Annotated in this window: 21 protein-coding genes; 11 read left to right on the top strand and 10 right to left on the bottom strand. The window is 64.0% G+C overall.

What is annotated here, in order from left to right:
• The first annotated feature begins 114 nt into the window (after positions 1 to 114).
• From ACPFMA_RS28235 to ACPFMA_RS28210, 6 genes are all read left to right on the top strand, one after another.
• Positions 115 to 2403, top strand: coding sequence for an ABC transporter permease subunit (locus ACPFMA_RS28235; protein WP_420059309.1), 2289 nt, complete (start codon positions 115 to 117; stop codon positions 2401 to 2403).
• A gap of 18 nt (positions 2404 to 2421) precedes the next feature.
• Positions 2422 to 4092 carry a phosphate ABC transporter permease PstA gene (pstA, locus tag ACPFMA_RS28230; protein WP_425929457.1) on the top strand — a complete coding sequence of 557 codons (1671 nt, stop codon included), beginning with the start codon at positions 2422 to 2424 and terminating at the stop codon, positions 4090 to 4092.
• 82 nt (positions 4093 to 4174) lie between these two features.
• The gene (gene pstB, locus ACPFMA_RS28225) at positions 4175 to 5008 is read left to right on the top strand and encodes a phosphate ABC transporter ATP-binding protein PstB (protein WP_064302201.1); all 834 of its coding nucleotides are present in this window, start codon (positions 4175 to 4177) and stop codon (positions 5006 to 5008) included.
• 92 nt (positions 5009 to 5100) lie between these two features.
• A complete protein-coding gene (gene phoU, locus ACPFMA_RS28220) occupies positions 5101 to 5856 on the top strand; it encodes a phosphate signaling complex protein PhoU (RefSeq protein ID WP_009402408.1) in 756 nt (251 codons plus the stop codon).
• 165 nt (positions 5857 to 6021) lie between these two features.
• A complete protein-coding gene (locus ACPFMA_RS28215) occupies positions 6022 to 6918 on the top strand; it encodes a response regulator (RefSeq protein ID WP_064302202.1) in 897 nt (298 codons plus the stop codon).
• A 253-nt stretch (positions 6919 to 7171) separates the two neighbouring features.
• Positions 7172 to 8068 (top strand): peptidoglycan DD-metalloendopeptidase family protein, encoded by an 897-nt coding sequence (locus ACPFMA_RS28210; RefSeq protein ID WP_425929456.1) that lies wholly within the window; start codon positions 7172 to 7174, stop codon positions 8066 to 8068.
• 6 nt (positions 8069 to 8074) lie between these two features.
• On the opposite strand, the gene ACPFMA_RS28205 is transcribed toward ACPFMA_RS28210, so the two are convergent.
• From ACPFMA_RS28205 to phoB, 3 genes are all read right to left on the bottom strand, one after another.
• Positions 8075 to 9412 carry a hemolysin family protein gene (locus tag ACPFMA_RS28205; protein ID WP_009402405.1) on the bottom strand — a complete coding sequence of 446 codons (1338 nt, stop codon included), beginning with the start codon at positions 9410 to 9412 and terminating at the stop codon, positions 8075 to 8077.
• A gap of 113 nt (positions 9413 to 9525) precedes the next feature.
• A complete protein-coding gene (gene phoR / locus ACPFMA_RS28200; RefSeq protein WP_425930633.1) occupies positions 9526 to 10800 on the bottom strand; it encodes a phosphate regulon sensor histidine kinase PhoR in 1275 nt (424 codons plus the stop codon).
• Positions 10801 to 10915: 115 nt separating this feature from the next.
• The gene (gene phoB / locus ACPFMA_RS28195) at positions 10916 to 11605 is read right to left on the bottom strand and encodes a phosphate regulon transcriptional regulator PhoB (protein ID WP_009394423.1); all 690 of its coding nucleotides are present in this window, start codon (positions 11603 to 11605) and stop codon (positions 10916 to 10918) included.
• A 151-nt stretch (positions 11606 to 11756) separates the two neighbouring features.
• Between phoB and ACPFMA_RS28190 the strand changes: the two genes are divergently transcribed.
• Positions 11757 to 12125: a COG4315 family predicted lipoprotein gene (locus tag ACPFMA_RS28190; RefSeq protein WP_064302205.1), complete on the top strand. Its 369-nt coding sequence runs from the start codon at positions 11757 to 11759 to the stop codon at positions 12123 to 12125.
• A 104-nt stretch (positions 12126 to 12229) separates the two neighbouring features.
• Here the strand turns inward: ACPFMA_RS28190 and ubiA are convergent, their stop codons facing one another.
• Both ubiA and ACPFMA_RS28180 read right to left on the bottom strand, forming a co-directional pair.
• Entirely contained in the window at positions 12230 to 13120 is an 891-nt protein-coding gene (ubiA, locus tag ACPFMA_RS28185) for a 4-hydroxybenzoate octaprenyltransferase (RefSeq protein ID WP_064302206.1), read from the bottom strand.
• Positions 13120 to 13731: a chorismate--pyruvate lyase family protein gene (locus tag ACPFMA_RS28180; protein WP_420059315.1), complete on the bottom strand. Its 612-nt coding sequence runs from the start codon at positions 13729 to 13731 to the stop codon at positions 13120 to 13122. Before ACPFMA_RS28180 ends, ubiA begins: the two co-directional genes overlap by 1 nt.
• A 118-nt stretch (positions 13732 to 13849) precedes the next feature.
• Here ACPFMA_RS28180 and ACPFMA_RS28175 point away from each other — a divergent pair, with 118 nt between their 5' ends.
• The 4 genes from ACPFMA_RS28175 (at position 13850) to ACPFMA_RS28160 (ending at position 16164) form a co-directional block, all read left to right on the top strand.
• On the top strand, positions 13850 to 14017 hold the full coding sequence (locus ACPFMA_RS28175; RefSeq protein ID WP_009394419.1) for a rubredoxin: 168 nt from the start codon (positions 13850 to 13852) through the stop codon (positions 14015 to 14017).
• Between the two features lie 34 nt (positions 14018 to 14051).
• Positions 14052 to 15200 (top strand): NAD(P)/FAD-dependent oxidoreductase, encoded by a 1149-nt coding sequence (locus tag ACPFMA_RS28170; protein WP_425929455.1) that lies wholly within the window; start codon positions 14052 to 14054, stop codon positions 15198 to 15200.
• A gap of 187 nt (positions 15201 to 15387) precedes the next feature.
• The gene (locus tag ACPFMA_RS28165; RefSeq protein ID WP_064302209.1) at positions 15388 to 15660 is read left to right on the top strand and encodes an HU family DNA-binding protein; all 273 of its coding nucleotides are present in this window, start codon (positions 15388 to 15390) and stop codon (positions 15658 to 15660) included.
• Between the two features lie 129 nt (positions 15661 to 15789).
• Positions 15790 to 16164, top strand: a complete 375-nt coding sequence (locus ACPFMA_RS28160) for a hypothetical protein (protein WP_064302210.1) — start codon at positions 15790 to 15792, stop codon at positions 16162 to 16164.
• 106 nt (positions 16165 to 16270) lie between these two features.
• Here ACPFMA_RS28160 and ACPFMA_RS28155 read toward each other — a convergent pair whose 3' ends face one another.
• The 5 genes from ACPFMA_RS28155 to exbD form a co-directional block, all read right to left on the bottom strand.
• Positions 16271 to 17671 (bottom strand): aminoacyl-tRNA deacylase and HDOD domain-containing protein, encoded by a 1401-nt coding sequence (locus ACPFMA_RS28155; RefSeq protein WP_064302211.1) that lies wholly within the window; start codon positions 17669 to 17671, stop codon positions 16271 to 16273.
• 79 nt (positions 17672 to 17750) lie between these two features.
• Positions 17751 to 19829, bottom strand: a complete 2079-nt coding sequence (recG, locus tag ACPFMA_RS28150) for an ATP-dependent DNA helicase RecG (RefSeq protein WP_009394414.1) — start codon at positions 19827 to 19829, stop codon at positions 17751 to 17753.
• A gap of 9 nt (positions 19830 to 19838) precedes the next feature.
• Positions 19839 to 20759: a hydrogen peroxide-inducible genes activator gene (locus tag ACPFMA_RS28145; protein ID WP_009394413.1), complete on the bottom strand. Its 921-nt coding sequence runs from the start codon at positions 20757 to 20759 to the stop codon at positions 19839 to 19841.
• 134 nt (positions 20760 to 20893) lie between these two features.
• Entirely contained in the window at positions 20894 to 21634 is a 741-nt protein-coding gene (locus ACPFMA_RS28140; RefSeq protein WP_009394412.1) for an energy transducer TonB, read from the bottom strand.
• Entirely contained in the window at positions 21631 to 22059 is a 429-nt protein-coding gene (gene exbD, locus ACPFMA_RS28135; protein WP_064302212.1) for a TonB system transport protein ExbD, read from the bottom strand. The genes ACPFMA_RS28140 and exbD overlap by 4 nt, the downstream gene beginning before the upstream one ends.

Here is a 22059-nt window from a genome sequence, read left to right as displayed (position 1 = left end):
CCGGGCCCCAGCGGCAAATTTCCAGTCCGCTGCCAGAACCACCTGTGCGGCGGGCTTTTTTGCGTCACCGCATTGTCATGTTTCTGTCATATGGGACCGCTAGGGTGTGTGCGCATGAATGATCTGGCCAACTCCACAATGACCCAAAATTCTTCTCCCGTGCGGATTGACTTCAATACGCCCGAGCTGCAACGCAAGCGCCGCATCCGTGCGCTCAAGGATCGCCTGACCCGCTGGTATGTACTGGTGGGCGGGCTCGCTGTATTGGCGGCCATTACCCTGATCTTCTTCTATCTGGCCTATGTGGTAGTGCCGCTGTTCCAGGGGGCGAGCCTGACCAGCAAGCCGGCCCTGCAGCCCGCCTGGCTGCAGCAGGACGCCGGCAAGCCGCTGATGATTGCCCTGGAAGAGCAGAACCTGGTCGGCATGCGGGTTTCCGACAAGGGCCAGGCCCTGTTCTTCGACACCAGGAGCGGCGCCGAGCTCAAGCGTGTCGATCTGCCCCTGCCGGCCGGTGTCCAGGTGACCTCCATCGGTGCCGACCAGCCAGGTAGCCCGCTGGTCGTGCTGGGCCTTTCCAATGGCCAGGTGCTGGTGTTCCACCACACCTACAAGATCACCTACCCGGACAACAAAAAGACCATCACCCCCGCCATCGACTACCCGTACGGCCAGGAGCCCATTGCCCTGGACGAGCAGGGAAGGGCGCTGGAGCACGTAAGCCTCAACGTCAATGGCGATACCCTGCTGCTGACCGGGTCTGCCGGCGCGCATCTGCAGGTGCTGCGGCTGAGCCGCTCGGAAAACATGATGACCGGTGAGGTCAGCAACGAGCAGGAACGCATCGACCTGCCGCAGATGACCGAGCCGGTGAAGCAGATCTTCGTCGATCCGCGCCAGCAATGGCTGTACGTCATCAACGGTCGCGCCCAGGCCGATGTGTTCAGCCTGCGCGAGAGAAGCCTCAACGGCCGCTACAAGCTGGCCGAGGACGGCAACGCCGAGATCACCGCCAGCGCCCAGCTGGTCGGCGGCATCTCGTTGATCACCGGCGACTCCAAGGGCGTCCTGACCCAGTGGTTCATGGCCCGTGACCCGGACGGCGAGCAGCATCTCAAGCGCATCCGCGATTTCAGGATGGGCGACTCGCCGATCGTGCAGATCGACGCCGAAGAGCGCCGCAAGGGCTTCATCGCCCTCGATGCCAGCGGCAAGCTCGGCGTATTCCACAGCACCGCGCACCGTACCCTGCTGATCGAGCAGGTGGTCGACGGCCCGGGCATCCTGGCGTTGTCGCCGCGGGCCAACCGGGTGTTCATCGAGGACGGCAGCAAGCTGCAGCCGCTGAGCCTGAAGAACCCGCATCCGGAAGTTTCCTTCAGCGCCCTGTGGGGCAAGGTCTGGTACGAGAACTACGACGAGCCCAAGTACGTCTGGCAATCCACCGCCTCGAACACCGACTTCGAACCCAAGCTGAGCCTCTCGCCGCTGACCTTCGGCACCCTCAAGGCCGCCTTCTACGCCATGATCCTGGCCGCTCCGCTGGCGATTGCCGCCGCCATCTACACCGCTTACTTCATGGCCCCGGGCATGCGGCGCAAGGTCAAGCCGGTGATCGAACTGATGGAAGCGATGCCGACGGTGATCCTCGGTTTCTTCGCCGGCCTGTTCCTCGCACCGTACCTGGAGGCTCACCTGCCGGGCGTATTCAGCCTGATGCTGTTGCTGCCGCTGGGCATCCTGGTCGCCGGCTTCGGCTGGAGCCGCCTGCCGGAGTCGATCCGCCTGCGCGTGCCGGATGGCTGGGAAGCGGCGATCCTGATCCCGGTGATCCTGTTTACCGGCTGGTTCGCCCTGTACATGAGCCCGTTCATGGAAACCTGGTTCTTCGGCGGCGACATGCGCCTATGGATCACCAACGACCTGGGCATCACCTATGACCAGCGCAACGCCCTGGTGGTCGGTATCGCCATGGGCTTCGCGGTGATTCCGAACATCTACTCGATCGCCGAGGACGCCGTGTTCAGCGTGCCGCGCAGCCTGACCCTGGGCTCGCTGGCGCTGGGCGCCACGCCCTGGCAGACCCTGACCCGGGTGGTCATCCTGACTGCCAGCCCGGGCATCTTCTCGGCGCTGATGATCGGCATGGGCCGCGCCGTGGGCGAAACCATGATCGTGCTGATGGCCACCGGCAACACGCCGGTGATGGAGCTGAACCTGTTCGAGGGCATGCGCACCCTGGCGGCCAACGTCGCCGTGGAAATGCCCGAGTCGGAAGTCGGCGGCAGCCATTACCGCGTGCTGTTCCTGGCGGCGCTGGTGCTGCTGATGTTCACCTTCGTCATGAACACCTTGGCCGAGCTGATTCGCCAGCGTCTGCGCAAGAAATACTCGTCGCTTTGATAGAGAAGGTAGCGATCCGTGAAAAAGGATTCCCTTAAAAGCTGGTTCAAGAGCGGCGCTCCCGGTGTCTGGATCAGCGGTGGCTCGGTCGCCATCGCGGTCATCATGACCATCGGCCTGCTCGCCGTCATCGCCGTGCGCGGCCTGGGCCACTTCTGGCCCGCCGACCTGGTCCAGGCCAGCTACAACGTGCCGGGCCAGCCGGCGCAGGTGGTGGTGGGCGAGGTGGTTCAGAAAGAAGAAGTGCCACGCGCGCGCCTCAAGGGTGCCGGCCTTCCGGTGCCGGACGACGGCCCGGAATTCATGACCCGCGAGCTGATCAAGGTCGGCAACCGCGACCTCAACGGCAGTGATTTCACCTGGGTGGTCGGTGAGTGGCTGGCCGACGAGCAGCGTCCGGCCGAGCTGATCGCCCTGGAGCGTCGCGAGTGGGGCAACTTCTACGGCTACCTGGTCAGCGTCAAGGAAAACGGCAAGGTGGTCGCCGACGGCCCGGCCGCCTGGGCCGAACTGCAAAGCCGCCTGGCCCGTGCCGACAAGCTGGCCAGTGACCTGCAGACGCTGGAGAAGAAGGATATCGGCGCCATCAACCATGGCCTCGAACGCCTGCGCCTGCACAGCCGCAAGCTGGAACTGGAAGGCAAGCTGGACGCCGCTGCCCAAGCCGACATCGAATCCGAGCGCGCCGAGCTGAACAACCGCTACAAGGCCATCGAGGAGCGCCTCGGCAACCTGCACCGGGACTTCGCCCGCGACTCGATGGTCGCCCGTGACGGCAACGGCCGCGAAGTGGAAATCAACCTGAGCAAGATCGTGCATGCCTACCAGCCCAACGGCATGGGCCTGTTCACCAAGCTTGGGGTGTACTTCGCCAAGGTCTGGGAATTCCTCAGCGACGACCCGCGTGAAGCCAACACCGAGGGCGGTATCTTCCCGGCGATCTTCGGCACCGTGATGATGACCCTGATCATGGCCGTGATCGTCACCCCGTTCGGCGTGCTGGCGGCGGTCTACCTGCGCGAATATGCGCGCCAGGGCCCGGTGACCCGGCTGATCCGCATCGCCGTGAACAACCTGGCCGGCGTGCCGGCGATCGTCTACGGCGTGTTCGGTCTGGGCTTCTTCGTCTACGTGCTGGGCGGTTCGCTGGACCGCCTGTTCTTCCCCGAAGCGCTGCCGGCACCGACCCTGGGCACCCCGGGCCTGCTCTGGGCCTCGCTGACCCTGGCACTGCTGGCGGTGCCGGTGGTGATCGTGGCCACCGAGGAAGGCCTGGCGCGTATCCCGCGCACCGTGCGCGAGGGCTCGCTGGCCCTGGGTGCGACCAAGGCCGAGACGCTGTGGAAGATCGTCCTGCCGATGGCCAGCCCGGCGATGATGACCGGCATGATCCTGGCGGTGGCCCGCGCCGCTGGCGAAGTGGCGCCGCTGATGCTGGTGGGCGTGGTCAAGCTGGCACCTTCGCTACCGGTGGACGGCAACTACCCGTACCTGCACCTGGACCAGAAAATCATGCACCTGGGCTTCCACATCTACGACGTGGGCTTCCAGAGCCCGAACGTCGAGGCGGCCCGTCCGCTGGTGTACGCCACTGCGCTGCTGCTGGTCCTGGTGATCGCCACCCTGAACCTGTCGGCCGTATGGATCCGCAACCACCTGCGCGAGAAGTACAAGGCGCTGGACAGCTGATCGCCGCACCCTTGCTAGCGCCGTCCGTGTCCCGTCCCGGGCGGCCCGATGAAACGAAATTGATAGCGTATGGAGTCTTACCATGCAGCATGAATCCCACGCCCACGGCATCGATATGTCCGCCCTGGGTCGCGACAAGCAGAGCCTGCGCCTGGCCGAAGAAACCGTGGCCATCGAAGTCCCGGGCCTGAGCCTGTTCTACGGCGACAAGCAAGCCCTGTTCGATGTCAGCATGAACATCCCCAAGCAGCGCGTGACCGCGTTCATCGGCCCGTCCGGCTGCGGCAAGTCGACCTTGCTGCGCACCTTCAACCGCATGAACGACCTGGTCGATGGTTGCCGCGTCGAGGGCGCCATCAACCTGTACGGCAACAACATCTACCGCAAAGGCGAGGACGTCGCCGAGCTGCGTCGCCGCGTCGGCATGGTGTTCCAGAAGCCCAACCCGTTCCCCAAGACCATCTATGAGAACGTGGTCTACGGCCTGCGCATCCAGGGCATCAACAAGAAGCGCGTGCTCGACGAAGCCGTCGAATGGGCCCTGAGGGGCGCCGCGCTGTGGGACGAAGTGAAGGACCGCCTGCACGACTCGGCACTGGGCCTGTCCGGTGGCCAGCAGCAGCGTCTGGTCATTGCCCGGACCATTGCCGTCGAGCCGGAAGTCCTGCTCCTCGACGAACCCTGCTCGGCCCTCGACCCGATCTCCACCCTCAAGGTCGAAGAGCTGATCTACGAGCTGAAGTCCAAGTACACCATCGTCATCGTGACCCACAACATGCAGCAGGCAGCGCGGGTCTCCGACTACACCGCGTTCATGTACATGGGCAAACTGGTGGAATTCGGCGACACCGACACCCTGTTCACCAACCCGGCGAAGAAGCAGACCGAAGACTACATCACCGGTCGCTACGGCTAGGTCCGGCCCGGGCAGCGCGCGGTTCGCAGGACAGAAACGAATGACTTGGAGCTTGCAGCCTGTGGCTGGAAGCTTCCTCGCGGAGCGAAAGCATGATCGATAAAGACAGCCTCACCCATCACATCTCCCAGCAGTTCAACGCCGAGCTCGAGGAGGTGCGCAGCCATCTTCTGGCCATGGGCGGCCTGGTCGAGAAACAGGTCAACGACGCGGTCACCGCGCTGATCGAGGCCGACTCCGGCCTGGCCCAGCAGGTGCGTGAAGTCGACGAACAGATCAACCAGATGGAGCGCAACATCGACGAAGAGTGCGTGCGCATTCTTGCCCGTCGCCAGCCGGCTGCGTCCGACCTGCGCCTGATCATCAGCATTTCCAAGTCGGTGATCGACCTGGAGCGCATCGGTGACGAATCGACCAAGATCGCCCGCCGCGCCATCCAGTTGTGCGAGGAAGGCGAGTCGCCACGTGGCTATGTCGAGGTCCGGCATATCGGTGACCAGGTGCGCAACATGGTGCGTGACGCGCTGGATGCCTTCGCCCGCTTCGATGCCGACCTTGCGCTGTCCGTGGCCCAGTACGACAAGACCATCGACCGCGAGTACAAGACCGCCCTGCGCGAGCTGGTCACCTACATGATGGAAGACCCGCGTTCGATCTCCCGCGTGCTCAGCGTGATCTGGGCGCTGCGCTCGCTGGAGCGGATCGGCGACCACGCGCGCAATATCTCCGAGCTGGTGATCTACCTGGTGCGTGGCACCGACGTCCGGCACATGGGCCTCAAGCGCATGAAAGAAGAGGTGCAGGGCGTCGAAAAAGCTAATGTTCCGGCCGAATCTGACGATAAATAAGACTGCCCCAAGAACTGACGCCCGGCTTTTGGCCGGGCGTTTTCGTTTGCGGCAGCGCAATTGAAGGCACCCGCGAACGAATGTGTCGTTGTCCCGGCGTGACCGAAGTTTTGGCAAATGGCCATCAGTCAACGTTATGCTAGTCGGGATATGGAAGGAGTGGCGATGAGTAAAGTCAGTGTGCTTGTTGTGGATGATGCGCCGTTCATCCGTGACCTGGTAAAGAAATGCCTGCGTAACTATTTTCCCGGCATGGTCATCGAGGATGCGGTCAACGGGCGCAAGGCCCAGACCCTGATGACCAAGGACGTCTTCGATATGGTCCTGTGCGACTGGGAGATGCCGGAGATGTCCGGCCTCGAGTTGCTCACCTGGTGCCGCCAGCAGGACGCGCTCAAGGCCCTGCCGTTCATCATGGTGACCAGCCGTGGCGACAAGGAAAACGTGGTGCAGGCCATTCACGCCGGCGTCTCGGACTATGTCGGCAAGCCGTTCACCAACGAGCAGTTGCTGACCAAGGTGAAGAAGGCCCTGGCCAAGGTCGGCAAGCTGGAAGCCGCCATGGCGGGTGGCCCGGCGCGTACCTCCACCGGCTTCGCCAATGATTCGCTGTCGGCCCTGACCGGCAATGCACCCAAGACCGCCGCGGCAACGACCGCTCCGGCGCCTGCTGCCAAGCCGCTGATCAACGCGCCTGCGCCCCAGGCCCAGCCGGCGTCTCCCAGTGGCCGTGGCCAGGGTCAATTGCGCCTGTCCAGCGGCAACCAGCCGTGCATCATCAAGGCCCTGACCCTCAAGGAAGCCTCGCTGGTAGTACGCCGCAGCGACGCCCTGCCGCAAGTGCTGGAAGGCGCCGTGCTCGACCTGGAGCAAGGCGAGAACTCCGAGATCGCCCGTCTCAACGGCTACCTGCACTCGGTCGCGGCCATGGAGCCGAAGCCGGACAGCGACTGGCTGCAACTGATCTTCCGCTTCGTCGACCAGGATGCGCAGAAGCTCGACTACCTGTCGCGGTTGATCGCTCGCGGTACGGCGCAGAAGCAGTACATTCCGAGCGCCTGACTTAAAGGCAACGCGTACCCTGTGGGAGCGGGTTCACCCGCGATTACGTCGGTGAATTCACTACCGTAATCGCGGGTGAACCCGCTCCCACAGGGTACGCGTCGCTTTCAGAGATATGGCCGTTTAGCGGCAAATTGCCACCGCTGATCGGCTGCAACCCTCTCAAGCCATTTCCACGGCTTCCCGCGCGATCCCCCGCTGCTAGTCTTCGACGACAACCCCAAGAAAAACCGTCGTCGGAGGGCCTCCCGTCATGCCCGTTCGCCTGCTGCTGTTCTGCGCATTGCTGTTCGCCGCCGGACCGGCGCTGGCCAAGACCATCTACCAACACAGGGACGCCTTCGGCGTGGTCACCTATTCCGACCGGCCGATCGCCGGCTCGCGGCCGTTCATCTTCCGCGACCGCATGGACGAGAAACTCGATAGCCAGGTCCATCTGCAAGTCACGCCCCATCCCGGCGGCGTGCATTTCTCCGTCTACAACGAGCTGTACGCCCCGGTGGAGGTCGAATTGCGCCTGGAGCGCCTGGGCAATGCCCGGGAAGCGGGGCCGCGGGTGGTGCGCCGGGTGATTCCGGCGCGGGCCACGGTGGCGCTGGCCGGGCTGACGGCGATCCAGCCAGGGCAGAAGATCAGCTACAAGGAAACCCTGCGTACCGCCCTCGGCGATCCCGCCCTGCGGCCGCAGGCCTATCGCTATCCGTTGCCCTGGCGCGGCGGGCCCTTCCGTCTTACCCAAGGCCCTAACGGCCGCTTCAGCCATTTCGGCCCCAAGGGCCGTTACGCCATGGATATCGCCATGCCCGAAGGCACGCCGATCATAGCGGCGCGGGCCGGGGTGGTGGTGAAGGTGGAAAACCGGCAGAGCGGGCGGGGAACCCAGCCGTCAGGCAATTTCGTCAGGGTCCTGCATAACGACGGCACCATGGGCGTGTACCTGCATCTGCAGCGCGGTTCGGTGGTGGTGCGCGAGGGCCAGCAGGTGGCCTATGGCACGCCGCTGGCGCGCTCGGGGAATACCGGGAGGAGCACTGCGCCGCACCTGCATTTCGTGGTGCAGCGCAATGTCGGGCTGGCGGTGGAGTCGATTCCCTACCAGTTCAACCAGCCCATCGGCGGGTTGCCGAACTTCACCGCCGGCAACCCTTGAGGGGGCTCAATCGAGCTTGAGCACCTTGGCCAGGACGATCTTCGGCCCCTTCATCTTCTTGATGATGATGCGCAGGCCTTCGACTTCCAGCACTTCTTCCTCTTCCGGGACCCGCTTGAGGGTCTCGTAGACCAGGCCGGCGAGGGTTTCCGCCTCGATATGGTCAAGGTCGATGCCCAGCAGGCGCTCGACCTTGAACAGCGGCGTATCGCCGCGCACCAGCAGCTTGCCCGGCTGGTAGGCGAGGATGCCGCGCTCGGTCTTGCGGTGTTCGTCCTGGATATCGCCGACCAGCACTTCCAGCACGTCTTCCATGGTCAGGTAGCCAATGACCTTGCCGTCGGCTTCCTCGACCAGGGCGAAGTGCGCGCCGCCCTTGCGGAACTGCTCGAGCAACTGCGACAGCGGCATGTGCCGGGAAACGCGCTCCAGCGGGCGGACCAGCTCGACCAGGTTGAACGACTCCGGTACATGGTCCAGGGCCGCCAGTTCCAGTAGCAAATCCTTGATATGCAGCAGGCCGACGAACTCGCCGCGTTCGGCGTCGAACACCGGGTAACGGCTGAACTTGTGCCGGCGGAACATCGCCAGGATCTCTTTCAGCGGCGCATTGACGTCGAGGCTGATCATGTCTTCCCGGGAGTTGGCCCAGTCGACGACTTCCAGCTCACCCATCTCCACGGCCGAGGCGAGTACGCGCATGCCCTGGTCGCTCGGGTCCTGGCCGCGGCTGGAATGGAGGATCAGCTTCAGCTCTTCACGGCTGTAGTGATGCTCGTGATGCGGGCCGGGCTCGCCCTGGCCGGCGATGCGCAGGATGGCGTTGGCGCTGGCGTTGAGCAGGTAGATGGCCGGGTACATCAGCCAGTAGAACAGGTACAGCGGCACGGCGGTCCACAGCGACAGCAGCTCCGGCTTGCGGATCGCCCAGGATTTCGGGGCCAGCTCGCCGACCACGATATGCAGGTAGGAAATTACGAAGAAGGCGCTGAAGAAGGACACCGCCTTGATGATTTCCGGCGACTGCACGCCGACTGCGGCCAAAAGCGGCTCCAGCAGGTGGGCGAAGGCCGGCTCGCCGACCCAGCCGAGGCCCAGCGAAGCCAGGGTGATACCCAATTGGCAGGCGGACAGGTAAGCGTCGAGTTGACTGTGGACGGTGCGCAGGATGCTGCCGCGCCAGCCGTGCTGCTCGGCGATCGCTTCGACCCGGGTCGAGCGCAGCTTGACCATGGCGAACTCGGCGGCGACGAAGAAGCCGTTAAGCAGAACCAGGAGCAGGGCGAAAAGAATCATGCCGAAGTCGGCAAAGAGGGAGGCGAGGCTAATACTGGAAGGTTCCATGATGGAGTTTTAAAGGATTCCGTGTTCTTGAAATAGAAAGAAATAGGTGCCAGCTTGCGCTGGCACGATCCGCCAATGTAGCGGCTGGGGGCGCAAATGCAAAGCGCGCTGGATCAGCTGGCCTTGGCCGGGGCCAGCTGGGCGACCGGGAAATGGCAGGTGAACGTGCTGCCGTGGCCCGGTACGCTGCTGATCTCCAGGCGACCGCGATGGCGCAGCAGCACATGCTTGACGATCGCCAGGCCCAGGCCGGTGCCGCCGGTGTTGGAGGCGCGGCTGGAGTCGACCCGGTAGAAGCGCTCGGTCAGGCGCGGCAGGTGCTTGGCGTCGATACCGATCCCGGAATCCTGCACGCTGAGGTGCGCACCCTGCTCGTCGGCCCACCAGCGGATACGGATAGTGCCGCCGTCCTGGGTGTACTTGACCGCGTTGAACACCAGGTTGGAGAAGGCACTGCGCAGTTCCGTCTCGCTGCCCTTCAGGCGCAGGCCTGGTTCGGCTTCCAGGCTGATGCGCTGGTTGCGCTGGCCGGACAGGGCCTGGGCATCGCCCTTGATCGAGTTCAGCAGGCTGTCGATGGCGACGGGGTGGTTGTCCGAGGGGTAATCGGTGGCCTCCAGCTTGGCCAGCAGCAGCAGGTCGTTGAGCAGGGTCTGCATGCGCCCGCCCTGTTGCTGCATCTGCTGCAGGGCACGCACCCAGCGTGGATTCACGTCTTCGACGTTGTCCAGCAAGGTTTCCAGGTAGCCGGCGATCACCGTCAGCGGCGTGCGCAGTTCGTGGGATACGTTGGCGACGAAATCCTTGCGCATCTGTTCCAGTTGGTGGATGCGGGTCACGTCACGCACCAGCATCAGGTGCTCGCTGTTGCCATAGCGGGTGATATGGAACTGGATGCGCACCCGGTCACTGATCGGCGACGGGATTTCCAGGGGTTCGAGGTAGTTTTCCTGCTCGAAATATTCCTTGAAGCGCGGATGGCGGACCAGGTTGGTCACCGGCTGGCCGCTATCCTGTGGGGTCTTCAGGCCCAGCAGTGTCTCGGCGGCGCGGTTCCACCATTCCAGGTTGCCTTCGCTGTCGAGCATGATCACCGCGTCCTTCAACGCCGCGGTGGACTCCTGGACACGGTCGATCACCGCTTGCAGGCGCCCGCGCACGCGCTGGTCGCGGCGCTGCAGGTGATAGATGCTGTCGAACACTTCTCCCCACAGGCCGTAGCCATCCGGCGGTGGCTCGTCGGGCTTGTGCGCCTGCAGCCAATGGTGCAGGCGCAGCATCTGCTTGAGGGTCCAGCCCAGGTAGACGGCCAGGCCCAGGGCCAGGGCCCAGCCGTAGTATCCGCTGATCAGTCCGATGATCAGGCACACGCTGATCAGCAGCAGCATGTGGCGAATCAGGGTGCCGTGCCAGTTCTGGTTCAATTGGAATCCTTGCGGATCGGCTCCGTATCAGAGGCCGGAGCCGATCTCCCTGTGCTCTTGCTTGGGGCCTGGGCGCTTGTCAGCCCTTGGTCGAGAAGCGGTAGCCGGTACCACGGACGGTTTGTACCAGATTTTCGTAGGCATCACCCAACGCCTTGCGCAGGCGGCGGATATGCACATCGACGGTGCGCTCCTCGACGTAGACGTTGCCGCCCCAGACCTGGTCCAGCAACTGGCCGCGGGTATAGGCGCGCTCCTGGTGGGTCATGAAGAATTGCAGCAGGCGATATTCGGTCGGGCCCATCTCGGCCGGCTTGCCGTCGATGGTCACGCGGTGGCTGATGGGGTCGAGCAGCAGGCCACCGACCTCGATCGGCGCTTCGCCGTCGGTCGGGCCTGCGCGGCGCAGCACCGCCTTGAGGCGAGCGACCAGCTCGCGGGGCGAGAATGGCTTGGTGATGTAGTCGTCGGCGCCGACTTCCAGGCCCTGGATCTTGTTATCTTCCTCGCCCTTGGCGGTCAGCATGATGATCGGTACGTCGCTGGTCAGCTCGTCGCGTTTCAGGCGCCGGGCCAGTTCGATGCCGGAGGTGCCCGGCAGCATCCAGTCGAGCAGGATCAGGTCCGGCTTGCGGTCGACGATGATGGCGTGGGCCTGCTGGGAGTTCTCCGCCTCCAGGCAGTCATAGCCGGCCATTTCCAAGGCAACGGCGATCATTTCGCGAATGGGCGCTTCGTCGTCGACGATCAGAATGTTCCTGCCAACCATGCTCAAACCTCTTCCCAGCTTCAGGTGTCTTGGCCCGCATTAGATAACGGAATTATTGCAGCTGTGTGACAAGTCCGGGGGCGTTGCAGCAACATTCGGTTACTGGGCTAGGCTTAAGATCCCGCACTTCAAGAACGACACGGTGAATCCAATGACACGACATACGCTGAACTGGATGGCTCTCTGTGCAACCCTGGCGCTGCCGGGCGTGGCACTGGCCGCGCCGGCCATGGAGAAGAACGGCATGCTGGTGGACCACGCCGGAATGACGCTTTATACCTTCGACAAGGACAGTGGTGGCAAGTCGATGTGTGCTGGCGAATGCGCCAAGAACTGGCCACCGCTGGTGGTCCAGGCTGGCGAGAAGGCCGAGGGCAAGTGGACGCAGATCAAGCGCGACGACGGCAGCATGCAATGGGCCTACGACGGCAAGCCGCTGTATACCTTCATCAAGGACAAGAAAGCCGGCGACACTACCGGCGATGGCATGAAGGATGTCTGGCACGCGGCCAAACCATAGAAAGGCAGATGCGGACCCTGTGGGAGCGGGTTCACCCGCGATTGCGGTAGTGAATCCACCATATCAATCGCGGGTGAACCCGCTCCCACAGGATCCGCGTCGCTTCAGCGGATGGCGTAATCGACCACGATGCTGACGAAAATGATGAACCCGGCCCAATGGTTATGCAGGAACGCCTTGAAACAGGCCTCCCGCTCCAGTCCCCGGGTCGACCAGTATTCCCAGGCGAAGCACAGCGCTGCACCCAGCAGCCCGAGGTGGAACCATCCGCCCAGTCCGAACTGGTTGCCCGCGAGCAGCAAGCACAGCAATGACGCACCTTGCAGCGACAGGATGATGGTGCGGTCGGCCTCGCCGAACAGGATCGCGGTGGACTTCACCCCGATCTTCAGGTCGTCGTCCCGATCGACCATGGCGTAATAGGTGTCGTATCCCACCGTCCACAACAGGTTGGCGATGTACAGCAGCCAGGCGATCGCTGGCAGCTCGCCGTTGGCCGCCGTGAACGCCATGGGAATGCCCCACGAATACGCCGCACCCAGTACCACCTGCGGGTAGTAGGTGTAGCGCTTCATGAACGGATAACAGGCTGCCAGGGCGACGGCGCCGAATGACAGCAGCACGGTCTTCTGGTTGGTGCACAGCACCAGCAGGAAGCTGATGCCGACCAGCAGGGCGAACAGTGCCAGGGCTTCGCGGGCGCTGATGCGCCCGGCGGCCAGCGGACGTTCGGCCGTGCGCTTCACATGACCATCCACCTTGCGGTCGGCGAAGTCGTTGATCGCACACCCGGCGGCACGCATCAGCACTACGCCGAAGAAGAAGATCAGGACATTGGCGACGGAGGGCGAGCCGTTGCCGGCGATCCACACCGCCGACAGGGTCGGCCACAGCAGCAGGTAGATGCCGATCGGCTTGTCCATGCGGCTGAGCTGGATGAAGTCCCAGGCCCGGGGGTGCAGGCGGTTGAGCGATTTGAGCAGGCTCAGGTACATCAGCGGGTCTCCTTGAACGCTTCGGCGGCGTGCCACAGGCCGGGCAGGAACACTTCCGCCACCAGCACGCCGAGGGCGCCACGATCGAAACGCGAACGGCGACCCCAGAGATTGTCTGCAGCCTGCCCGGCAGGCAGCCAGGCGCGCGGATAATGACAGACCTCGATGGCCTGGCGGACGAAGCCCTGGTCGCAGAACAGCAACTCGCCCAGCGAGCGGCTGCCGAGCGCTTCCAGGTCCAGCCCGTCATCACGCAGGGCCTGGCGTCCGGCAACGCTGCGGGCGAACACCCAGGGCTCACCGTGCCCGCGCAGATACACCTCGCGCACCCAGCCCTCGCTGCCGGGTGCCAGGCCCAAGGCCAGGCATTCGTCATCGCGCAGGGCCTGCCAGCCTTCGAAAAGCGGGGTTACGGAAAAATGGTCGCGGGAAAGGCGGGTCAAGCGGCGGGTCAGGGAGCCCTGGTCGAACAACCAATCGAGGATGGCGGCCGGCGTCGTCGTGGCGAGCCGCTCGGCATATGGCGCCCAGCGCCCGACGGAAACTTGCGGGTATTCGTTTGGCACGGTAGGTAGAGGGTTACAGGCCAGAGAAGCGGCGAAGCTTAACATGTTTGCTTGCACCGGCTTGCATCCCCTGGCCGGGCTCAGTACAAAGCCCGCTGACGACCCGATCGCCATTTCCACAAAAGCATGATCGGGCCTGGCCTGAACCCGAGGAGAAGCAGTGATGAAAAAGTGGCAATGCGTAGTGTGCGGCCTGATCTACGACGAAGCCGAGGGCTGGCCGGATGACGGTATCGCGCCTGGCACGCGCTGGGAAGACGTACCGGAAGACTGGCTGTGCCCGGACTGCGGCGTCGGCAAGACCGACTTCGAAATGATCGCCATCGGCTGATCCCTATTCCACCCCCGACAAGGATTTTCAAGGCATGACCGATCCCGTAGTGATAATCGGCACCGGACTGGCGGGCTATAACCTCGCTCGCGAATTTCGCAAGCTCGACGGCGAAACGCCGTTGCTGCTGATCACTGCGGACGACGGTCGCTCCTATTCCAAGCCGATGCTGTCTACCGGTTTTGCCAAGCACAAGGACGCCGACGGCCTGAGCATGGCCGAGCCCGGGGCCATGGCCGAGCAACTCAAGGCCGAGATCCGCACCCACACTCGCATCAGCGGCATCGATCCGGGGCACAAGCGTGTGTGGATCGGTGAAGAGCAGGTGCACTACCGCGACCTGGTGCTGGCCTGGGGCGCGGAAACCGTGCGGGTGCCGGTGGAGGGCGACGGCGTTGACGCCGTGTTCCCGATCAATGACCTGGAGGACTATGCGCGCTTCCGTGTCGCCGCGGCAGGCAAGCGCCGGGTGCTGATTCTCGGTGCCGGATTGATTGGCTGCGAGTTCGCCAACGACATGAGCCTGGGCGGCTTCGAGGTGGACGTCGTGGCACCGTGCGAGCAGGTCATGCCGACCTTGCTGCACCCGGCTGCTGCCTCGGCGGTCCAGGCCGGCCTGGAAGGGCTGGGAGTGCGATTCCACCTGGGGCCGGTGCTGACCCGCTTGCAACGGGCAGGCGAGGGCCTGGAGGCGCACCTGTCGGACGGTTCGGTGATTGCCTGCGATCTGGTGGTATCGGCGGTCGGTTTGCGACCACGTACCGACCTCGCTGCAGCGGCCGGCTTGCGCATCAACCGCGGGGTGGTGGTGGATCGGCAGTTGCGCACTTCCCACGCCAATATCTTCGCTTTAGGTGACTGTGCCGAGGTCGAGGGGCTCAATCTGCTCTACGTGATGCCGCTGATGAGCTGCGCGCGTGCATTGGCACAGACGCTGGCCGGGCATCCCGCCACGGTTGCCTATGGACCTATGCCGATCACGGTGAAGACGCCGGTTTGTCCCCTGGTGGTATCGCCGCCACCGTTCGGCAACGAGGGCACATGGACCGTGGAAGGTCAGGGCAGCGACCTGAAGGTGCTCTGCCACGATGCCCGGGGCCAGTTACTCGGTTATGCCCTTACCGGTGCGGCGGTCATGGAGAAATTGGCCCTGAATCGCCAGCTTCCGCCCCTGCTGGCGTAAATACCAGTCGTTCTGTCGGTTTTACCATTCCATTGCCCGTTCAATGGCCGCCTCGAGACTGGCGCGGTCCTTGGCGGCGTGCCATCCTCACTTCCGTCTGCCGCAGGCTAGAGCCTGCGGTGCCTTGGGCGCTGCCTTCGAGGGCAGCACGGCATAACAACAAAAATTCCGTCAAAGAGGCTTCACCATGCGCAAAAACGAAATCGTCGCAGCCATCTCCGAAAAGGCCGACCTCACCAAGGCCAAGGCCAGCGTGGTATTGGACGCGGTCCTGGAGCAGATCACAAAGGCGTTGAGCGAGAAGGACACCGTGACCCTGGTCGGCTTCGGCACCTTCGAACAGCGCCACCGCGGCGCCCGCACCGGCAAGAACCCGCAAACCGGCGAGCCGGTGAAAATCAAGGCCAGCAATACCGTGGCGTTCAAACCAGGCAAGGCCCTGAAGGAAAGCGTCAACTGATGGCGTGATTCGTCGAATGCAGTCAAACGGGCATCCTGGGGATGCCCGTTTTGTTTGCGGGATCAGTAGCTTTCGTTCATTAAAAGGATAAACTGCGCCCGGCAGTCATTTTTTCACCGAGGCGCATTCATGAAGTTCCGCTTTCTTCTTTGGGCCATGGGGCTGTTGATGGCCCGGGCCAGTCGCAACAACCCGGCGTTCCAGCAGCAACTCAAGGACAAGGAGCTGGTGTTCCAGTTGCAGACGCTGGACGGCAAGGTTGCTCGTCATTTCATCGTGAAGGACAGCCGTATCCGCAGCAGTGGCGGAACTCACCCGGAGCCGGCCTTCGCCATTGCGTTCAAGGACGCGGCCTTCGGTTTCGAAACCCTGCAGGCGAAGAACAAGCAATTGGCGTTCATGCAGGGGATTCAGGACAAGAGCATCCAGATCAAGGGTAATCCGGCGCTGGTGATCTGGTTCCAGGGGTTGATGAAGTACCTGAAACCTAAGAAGAAAAGCTGAAGTTGATCGCGGACCCTGTGGGAGCGGGTTTACCCGCGATTGCTAAGGTGGATTCACTGCCGCAATCGCGGGTAAACCCGCTCCCACAGGGTCCGTGGCGGTCTTTCTAGTGCTGGCTGAACTGCGAGGCCAGTTCGCGCAACATCACTTCCGCTTCCAGCACCTTGTTCACCACATCCTCGGCCTTCTCGCGGCTGATGTTCAGGCGATCGAGCAGTTCATCCGGAATCGCCTCATCCGGCCCCGAGCCAATGCCCCGTCCGCGCAACAGACGCACCGACAGGCATACCAGGTTGGCGAACGGCGAATGGTCACCGGCATAGTGCGGGTCGTTCTGGAAGCGCAGGGCCGTGGCCAGCTCGTCCGGCATGTCCCAGAAGCGCATCAGCCAGGCGCCGATCTGCTCGCGGCTGATGCCTAGCAGGTGTTGTTCGACATAGCTGTGGCAGACGTGCGGGTTGACCTCCAGGTGCCTGCAGATCAACGAGAAATGCGGCGGGAAGACGTGTGCCAGCAGCAGGTAGCCGAAATTGTGCAGCAGGCCCGCCAGGTAGGTCAGGCCGGCCTCGGGACGCTCGGCCCGGGGCATGGCGCGGGTCAGGCCTTCGATCACCGCGGCGGTGTAGATCGATTGCTGCCAGTACGGCGTGGTGTGTTGCGGGTGGTCCTTCGGCAGGCTGAGGGTCTTGCCCAGGGCCAGGCCGAGCGCCAGGTTGATCACCAGGTCGAAGCCAAGCACGCGGACGATCGCGTCTTCCACCGAACGGATCTTGCCCGGCGACGCATAGTAAGGCGATGCCGCCCAACTGACGACCTGCGCCGCCAGGGCCGGGTCGGTCTCTACCACGCCGGTGATGTCGTCGATGGTCGCGTTGGGGTCGACCCGCAGCTTGATGATTTTCTGCGCGGTTTCGGCCAGTGGCGGGATCTCGATGGTCGACTCCAGGCGCTGCTGGATACGCCGCGCAGTGAAGGCCTGGACCGCCTGGGTGATCTCGTCGCGGTCGTCCAGGGGGCGGTCGAGGTTCGGATGGATCTTGCTCAGCAGCTCGCCGAACTGGCCGGCGCTGGCCTTGTTGAGCATCTTGCGGAAGTCGTCGCGCTCGATCTCCAGCAGCAGCCCGGGTTCACCCGACTGCACCAGCAGGGCGTCCGGCTTGAGCAGGCTTTCCTCGTACAGGCAGGGCGAACTGGTAAGGGCCGGGATACCGGGAAGGATTTTCAGCCCGTGCTTGTCCAGCATGCCCTGCAGGCGCTCCAGCGGCACGGCGGCGAGCTTGCGGCCGGTCAGCTCGGTGAGACGGCTCAGGTCGAGCAACTGGCTCTGCGGGAACAGCACCATCAGCGCGCCGACCGTGTCGTCGAGAAGAACGGCCTGAACGCGGGTTTCGGGCGGCAGCTGCGGGTGATCGGCCACTTCGCGGTAGGCGACACCCAGCTTGTCGAGCAGCAGCCGGATAACAGACGGAACCTGTGGGGTTGCGGTTTCGAGGGCAACTTCAATCATGGTCTGTATCCAAATTCTTCACAGTGTCGAGATTATAACCAGCTTGGCCGGCCGGCTGGATCCAATTCCGTCGAGCGCATCACACCTGGCCGTATTGTTGGCCATGACGCAGCCAGCGTTCCAGCAGCGGGCTGACGTGATCGGGCCAGCGCGCCAGCAGCGCCTGGGCTGCGTCGCGTACGGCGGGCAGCAGGTCGGCATCGCGCATCAGGTCGGCGACCTTGAATTGCAGCAGGCCGGTCTGGCGGGTGCCGAGCATTTCTCCGGGGCCGCGCAGTTCCAGGTCCTTCTCGGCAATGACGAAACCATCATTGGTTTCGCGCATGATCCCCAGGCGTTCCCGGCCGATCTGCGACAGCGGTGGATGATAGAGCAGCACGCAATGGCTCGCTGCGCTGCCGCGTCCGACCCGGCCGCGTAGCTGGTGCAGTTGGGCCAGGCCCAGGCGCTCGGGGTTTTCGATGATCATCAGGCTGGCGTTGGGAACGTCCACGCCTACCTCGATCACCGTCGTCGCCACCAGCAATTGCAGGTGGCCTTCCTTGAACTCGGCCATTACCGCAGCTTTTTCCGCTGCTTTCATCCGCCCGTGGATCAATCCTACGCGCAGCTCGCCCAGGGCACTCGACAGCTCTTCGAAGGTGGTTTCGGCGGCCTGGCAGGTCAACTCCTCGGATTCCTCGATCAAGGTGCACACCCAATAGGCCTGCCGTCCTTCGGCGCAGGCGGCGCGGACCCGCTCGACCACTTCGAAGCGCCTGCTATCGGCGACCAGCACGGTGTTCACCGGCGTTCGGCCCGGGGGCAGTTCATCGAGGATCGACGTATCGAGGTCGGCGTAGGCGCTCATGGCCAGGGTCCGCGGGATCGGGGTCGCGGTCATGATCAACTGGTGCGGGCAGAAGCGCCCGCCCACGCCCTTCTGCCGCAGGGCCAGGCGCTGTTGCACGCCGAAGCGGTGCTGCTCGTCGATGATCGCCAGGGCCAGGTTATGGAACTTCACTTCTTCCTGGAACAAGGCATGGGTGCCGACCACCATCGGCGTGCCCGTGGCGATCTGTTCGAGTGCCGCGGTGCGGGCCTTGCCCTTGAGCTTGCCGGCGAGCCAGGCGACCTCGATGCCCAGCGGCTCGAGCCAGCGCTTGAAGGTGATGAAATGCTGCTCGGCGAGGATCTCGGTGGGCGCCATCAGGGCAACCTGGTAACCCGCTTCCAGCGCCTGCAGGGCGGCAAGGGCGGCGACCACGGTCTTGCCCGCGCCAACGTCACCCTGGACCAGACGCAGCATCGGCTCCTGCTGGCTCAGGTCGTAGGCGATCTCGTTGCCGACCCGTTGCTGCGCACCGGTCGGCGGGAAGCCCAGGTTGGCGAGGAATTGTTGCGGCAGCCGGCTGGCCCGTGGCAAGACCGGCGCGCGCAGCGAACGCATGCTTTCACGAAGGCGTTGTTGCGACAGCTGGTGGGTCAGCAGCTCTTCGAAGGCCAGGCGATGCTGGGCCCAATGCTGGCCTTCGGCGAGCTCATCGACATCGGCATCCGCCGGCGGCTGATGCAGGTAGCGGATGGCTTCGTCCAGCGGGCCGAGGTGATAGTCCCGGGCCAGCTCTTCCGGCAGCCAGTCCGGCAGGCTGCGCGGGCCGAGCATCGCCAGGGTCTGCTGGCTCAACTGGCGCAGGCGCTGCTGGGTCAGGCCTTCGGTGGTCGGGTAGATCGGCGTCAGGGTCTGGTCCACCGGGGGCGGCGGCTCGTTGCCGTTGAGGGTGCGGTATTCCGGATGGTAGATCTCCAGGCCGGAGGCTCCGGGACGCGCCTCGCCGTAACAGCGCACGTGGGTGCCGCGCTTGAGCGCGTCCTTCTGCGCCATGCTGAAGTGATAGAAGCGCAGGCTGAGCACGCCGCTGCCATCACCCAGCCGCACCACCAGGCTGCGGCGCTTGCCCATGACCACGTCGGCACCGCTGACGACACCCTCGATCACCGCGTCCTGACCCGGGCGCAAGGCGCCGATCGGCACCACGCGGGTACGGTCCTGGTAGCGCAGGGGCAGGTGGAACAGTACGTCCTGGAGGGTTTCCAGGCCGACCTTGGCCAGTTTCTCGGCCAGGGCTTCACCAACACCTTTCAGTGCCGTGACCGACACATGGGACAACTCGGTCATGGCGCCGGCCTACCCGTTCGCTGGCGGCTTGGCCACGGAGCAGAGGCGAATCGAGTCGGCGAGGATCTCGATCGCCTTGGGCCGCGGGAAGCTGGCGCGCCAGGCGATGGCCACGGTACGGAACGGTGCGGGTGGGCTCAACGGGCGCACTTCGATCACGCCCGGGGCGTAATGATGGCTGTGCACGGCCGAGAGCGGCAGGATCGACACGCCCAGGCCAGAGGCGACCATATGACGGATGGTCTCCAGCGAGCTGGATTCCACCGTGGTGTGCTTGGCGCCTTCGCTGCCCTTGCCCAGGGTCGGGCAGGCTTCCAGGACCTGGTCGCGGAAACAGTGGCCTTCGCCGAGCAGCAGCAGGCTCTTGTCGTTGAGCAGGCTGGCGTCGATGGTTTCCTGGCGGGTCCAGGGGTGGCCGCTGGGCATCAGCACGTAGAACGGCTCGTCATAGAGCGGCAGGGTCAGCACGTCCGCTTCGTTGAACGGCAGGGCGATGATCACTGCATCCAGTTCGCCGTTGCGCAGTTTGTCGCGTAATACGTGGGTGAAGTTTTCCTCGATGTACAACGGCATCTGCGGGGCGACCCGGTGCAGTTGTGGAATCAGGTGCGGGAACAGGTAGGGCCCGACCGTATAGATCGCCCCGACCTTGAGTGGCGCAGTCAGCTGGTTCTTGCCGGCCTGGGCCAGCTCGCGGATGCCCTGGGCCTGTTCCAGGACCTTCTGCGCCTGGGCCACGATGCTCTCGCCGACCGGGGTCAGGCGCACCGCGCTCTTGCTGCGCTCGAAGATCAGCACGCCGAGTTCGTCCTCCAGCTTTTTCACGCCCACCGACAGCGTCGGCTGGCTGACGTGGCAGCGCTCGGCGGCGTGGCCGAAGTGCTGTTCCTGGGCAAGAGTGACGATGTAGCGCAATTCTGTAAGGGTCATAACGTGCGTCCATGAAGTAGCGGCCCCAGCATAGCGGCTGCAACCGATAGACGCACGTTATCAGACTTGCTTGCGTGCGACAGAAATGATGATTGGCAATAAATCATGGGGCCGCAACGCGGCCCCAATCCGATCTAGCGCCGGCCCTTCTCGAGGGAGAAGACAAACGGTGCCTTCAGGTCGATCACGCCGTTGGTCAGGATGTCCTTCGGCGGCGGGGGTAGCGGCTGGGCCCTGCGGATCATCTCCAGGGTCGCACGGTCCAGCGAGGCGCTGCCGGACTTGCCCACCAGTTCGTAGGACACCACGCGGCCCTCGGAATCGACCACGAAACGCAGCTGGGTAATGCCCGTCTGGCCCCGGCGGCGTGCATCTTCCGGATAGCGCTTGTACTTCGCCAGATGGTTCAGCAGGTCGCTCTGCCAGGTCGCCTTGGCCTCGCTGTTGCTCGCCACGCTAGGTGCCGCGGCTGCCGGCTTGGTAGCCGGGGCGGGGCTAGGCGGTGCGTTGGCGACTTCCTGCTCGACCGGCTTCTGCTTCGGCTCTTCCTTCTGCTCGGGCTTGGGCGGCTGGGGCTTGGCCTTCGGCTTGGCGGGCTTGGGAATGGCGATCTTTGGTTTTGGCGCCTCGACCAGCTTCGGCAGCGGCGGCTCTTCCACCGGTGCCGGTGGCTGTGGCGGTGTCACCACCTTGGGCGGCGGTGGCGGTGCCGGCTCCGGCATCGGTGGCATTGCGATCATCATGGCCGCAGGCGGCAATTCGATAGCCTCGGGCTTTGACCAGTTCAGGGTCAGCGCAATGGCAACGGCATGCACCGCCAGCACGATCAACAGGCTACCGCCGTAACGCCCCAGCTTGTACCGGGTCTCGATCATTTCTTCGCTGCCGTCTCAAGCCCGACCAGGCCGACCTTGAGGTAGCCGGCGGCGCGCAGAATGTTCATGACATCCATCAGATCGCCGTAGTCCACGCCCTTGTCGGCCTGGAAGAAGATCGTGGTTTCCTTGTCGCCCTTGGTCTTGGCATCCAGCAACGCGCCCAACTGGTCATGTTGCTGGACCAGATCGTCGCCCAGGTACAGCTTCTGGTCGGCCTTGACGCTGAGGAACACCGGCTTTTCCGGCCTCGGCGCAGGTTTCGCGGTCGAGGCGGGCAGGTCGACCTTGATGTCGACCGTCGCCAGCGGCGCTGCGACCATGAAGATGATCAGCAGCACCAGCATGACGTCGATGAACGGCGTTACGTTGATTTCGTGGTTTTCGGCGAGATCGTCGCCACCTTCATTAAGATGCAGGCCCAT

The sequence above is a fragment of the Pseudomonas sp. NyZ201 genome (genome assembly GCF_049860765.1).
GTDB lineage: Bacteria > Pseudomonadota > Gammaproteobacteria > Pseudomonadales > Pseudomonadaceae > Aquipseudomonas > Aquipseudomonas bharatica.
Note: the sequence above shows the minus strand (reverse complement) of the source record. Positions and strands in the feature narration are given on the sequence as shown.

What these genes read in the sequence shown, in the direction of transcription:
- phoR (WP_425930633.1), bottom strand. Translation starts at nt 10,800, where the DNA reads ATGCTGCTGCTGATCAGCGTGTGCCTGATCATCGGACTGATCAGCGGA.
- ACPFMA_RS28155 (WP_064302211.1), bottom strand. Translation starts at nt 17,671, where the DNA reads ATGATTGAAGTTGCCCTCGAAACCGCAACCCCACAGGTTCCGTCTGTT.
- ACPFMA_RS28170 (WP_425929455.1), top strand. Translation starts at nt 14,052, where the DNA reads ATGACCGATCCCGTAGTGATAATCGGCACCGGACTGGCGGGCTATAAC.
- ACPFMA_RS28180 (WP_420059315.1), bottom strand. Translation starts at nt 13,731, where the DNA reads ATGTTAAGCTTCGCCGCTTCTCTGGCCTGTAACCCTCTACCTACCGTG.
- ACPFMA_RS28235 (WP_420059309.1), top strand. Translation starts at nt 115, where the DNA reads ATGAATGATCTGGCCAACTCCACAATGACCCAAAATTCTTCTCCCGTG.
- ACPFMA_RS28140 (WP_009394412.1), bottom strand. Translation starts at nt 21,634, where the DNA reads ATGATCGAGACCCGGTACAAGCTGGGGCGTTACGGCGGTAGCCTGTTG.
- ACPFMA_RS28160 (WP_064302210.1), top strand. Translation starts at nt 15,790, where the DNA reads ATGAAGTTCCGCTTTCTTCTTTGGGCCATGGGGCTGTTGATGGCCCGG.
- phoU (WP_009402408.1), top strand. Translation starts at nt 5,101, where the DNA reads ATGATCGATAAAGACAGCCTCACCCATCACATCTCCCAGCAGTTCAAC.
- recG (WP_009394414.1), bottom strand. Translation starts at nt 19,829, where the DNA reads ATGACCGAGTTGTCCCATGTGTCGGTCACGGCACTGAAAGGTGTTGGT.
- exbD (WP_064302212.1), bottom strand. Translation starts at nt 22,059, where the DNA reads ATGGGCCTGCATCTTAATGAAGGTGGCGACGATCTCGCCGAAAACCAC.
- ACPFMA_RS28215 (WP_064302202.1), top strand. Translation starts at nt 6,022, where the DNA reads ATGAGTAAAGTCAGTGTGCTTGTTGTGGATGATGCGCCGTTCATCCGT.
- pstB (WP_064302201.1), top strand. Translation starts at nt 4,175, where the DNA reads ATGCAGCATGAATCCCACGCCCACGGCATCGATATGTCCGCCCTGGGT.
- ACPFMA_RS28210 (WP_425929456.1), top strand. Translation starts at nt 7,172, where the DNA reads ATGCCCGTTCGCCTGCTGCTGTTCTGCGCATTGCTGTTCGCCGCCGGA.
- ACPFMA_RS28165 (WP_064302209.1), top strand. Translation starts at nt 15,388, where the DNA reads ATGCGCAAAAACGAAATCGTCGCAGCCATCTCCGAAAAGGCCGACCTC.
- ACPFMA_RS28205 (WP_009402405.1), bottom strand. Translation starts at nt 9,412, where the DNA reads ATGGAACCTTCCAGTATTAGCCTCGCCTCCCTCTTTGCCGACTTCGGC.
- ACPFMA_RS28145 (WP_009394413.1), bottom strand. Translation starts at nt 20,759, where the DNA reads ATGACCCTTACAGAATTGCGCTACATCGTCACTCTTGCCCAGGAACAG.
- ACPFMA_RS28190 (WP_064302205.1), top strand. Translation starts at nt 11,757, where the DNA reads ATGACACGACATACGCTGAACTGGATGGCTCTCTGTGCAACCCTGGCG.
- ubiA (WP_064302206.1), bottom strand. Translation starts at nt 13,120, where the DNA reads ATGTACCTGAGCCTGCTCAAATCGCTCAACCGCCTGCACCCCCGGGCC.
- ACPFMA_RS28175 (WP_009394419.1), top strand. Translation starts at nt 13,850, where the DNA reads ATGAAAAAGTGGCAATGCGTAGTGTGCGGCCTGATCTACGACGAAGCC.
- phoB (WP_009394423.1), bottom strand. Translation starts at nt 11,605, where the DNA reads ATGGTTGGCAGGAACATTCTGATCGTCGACGACGAAGCGCCCATTCGC.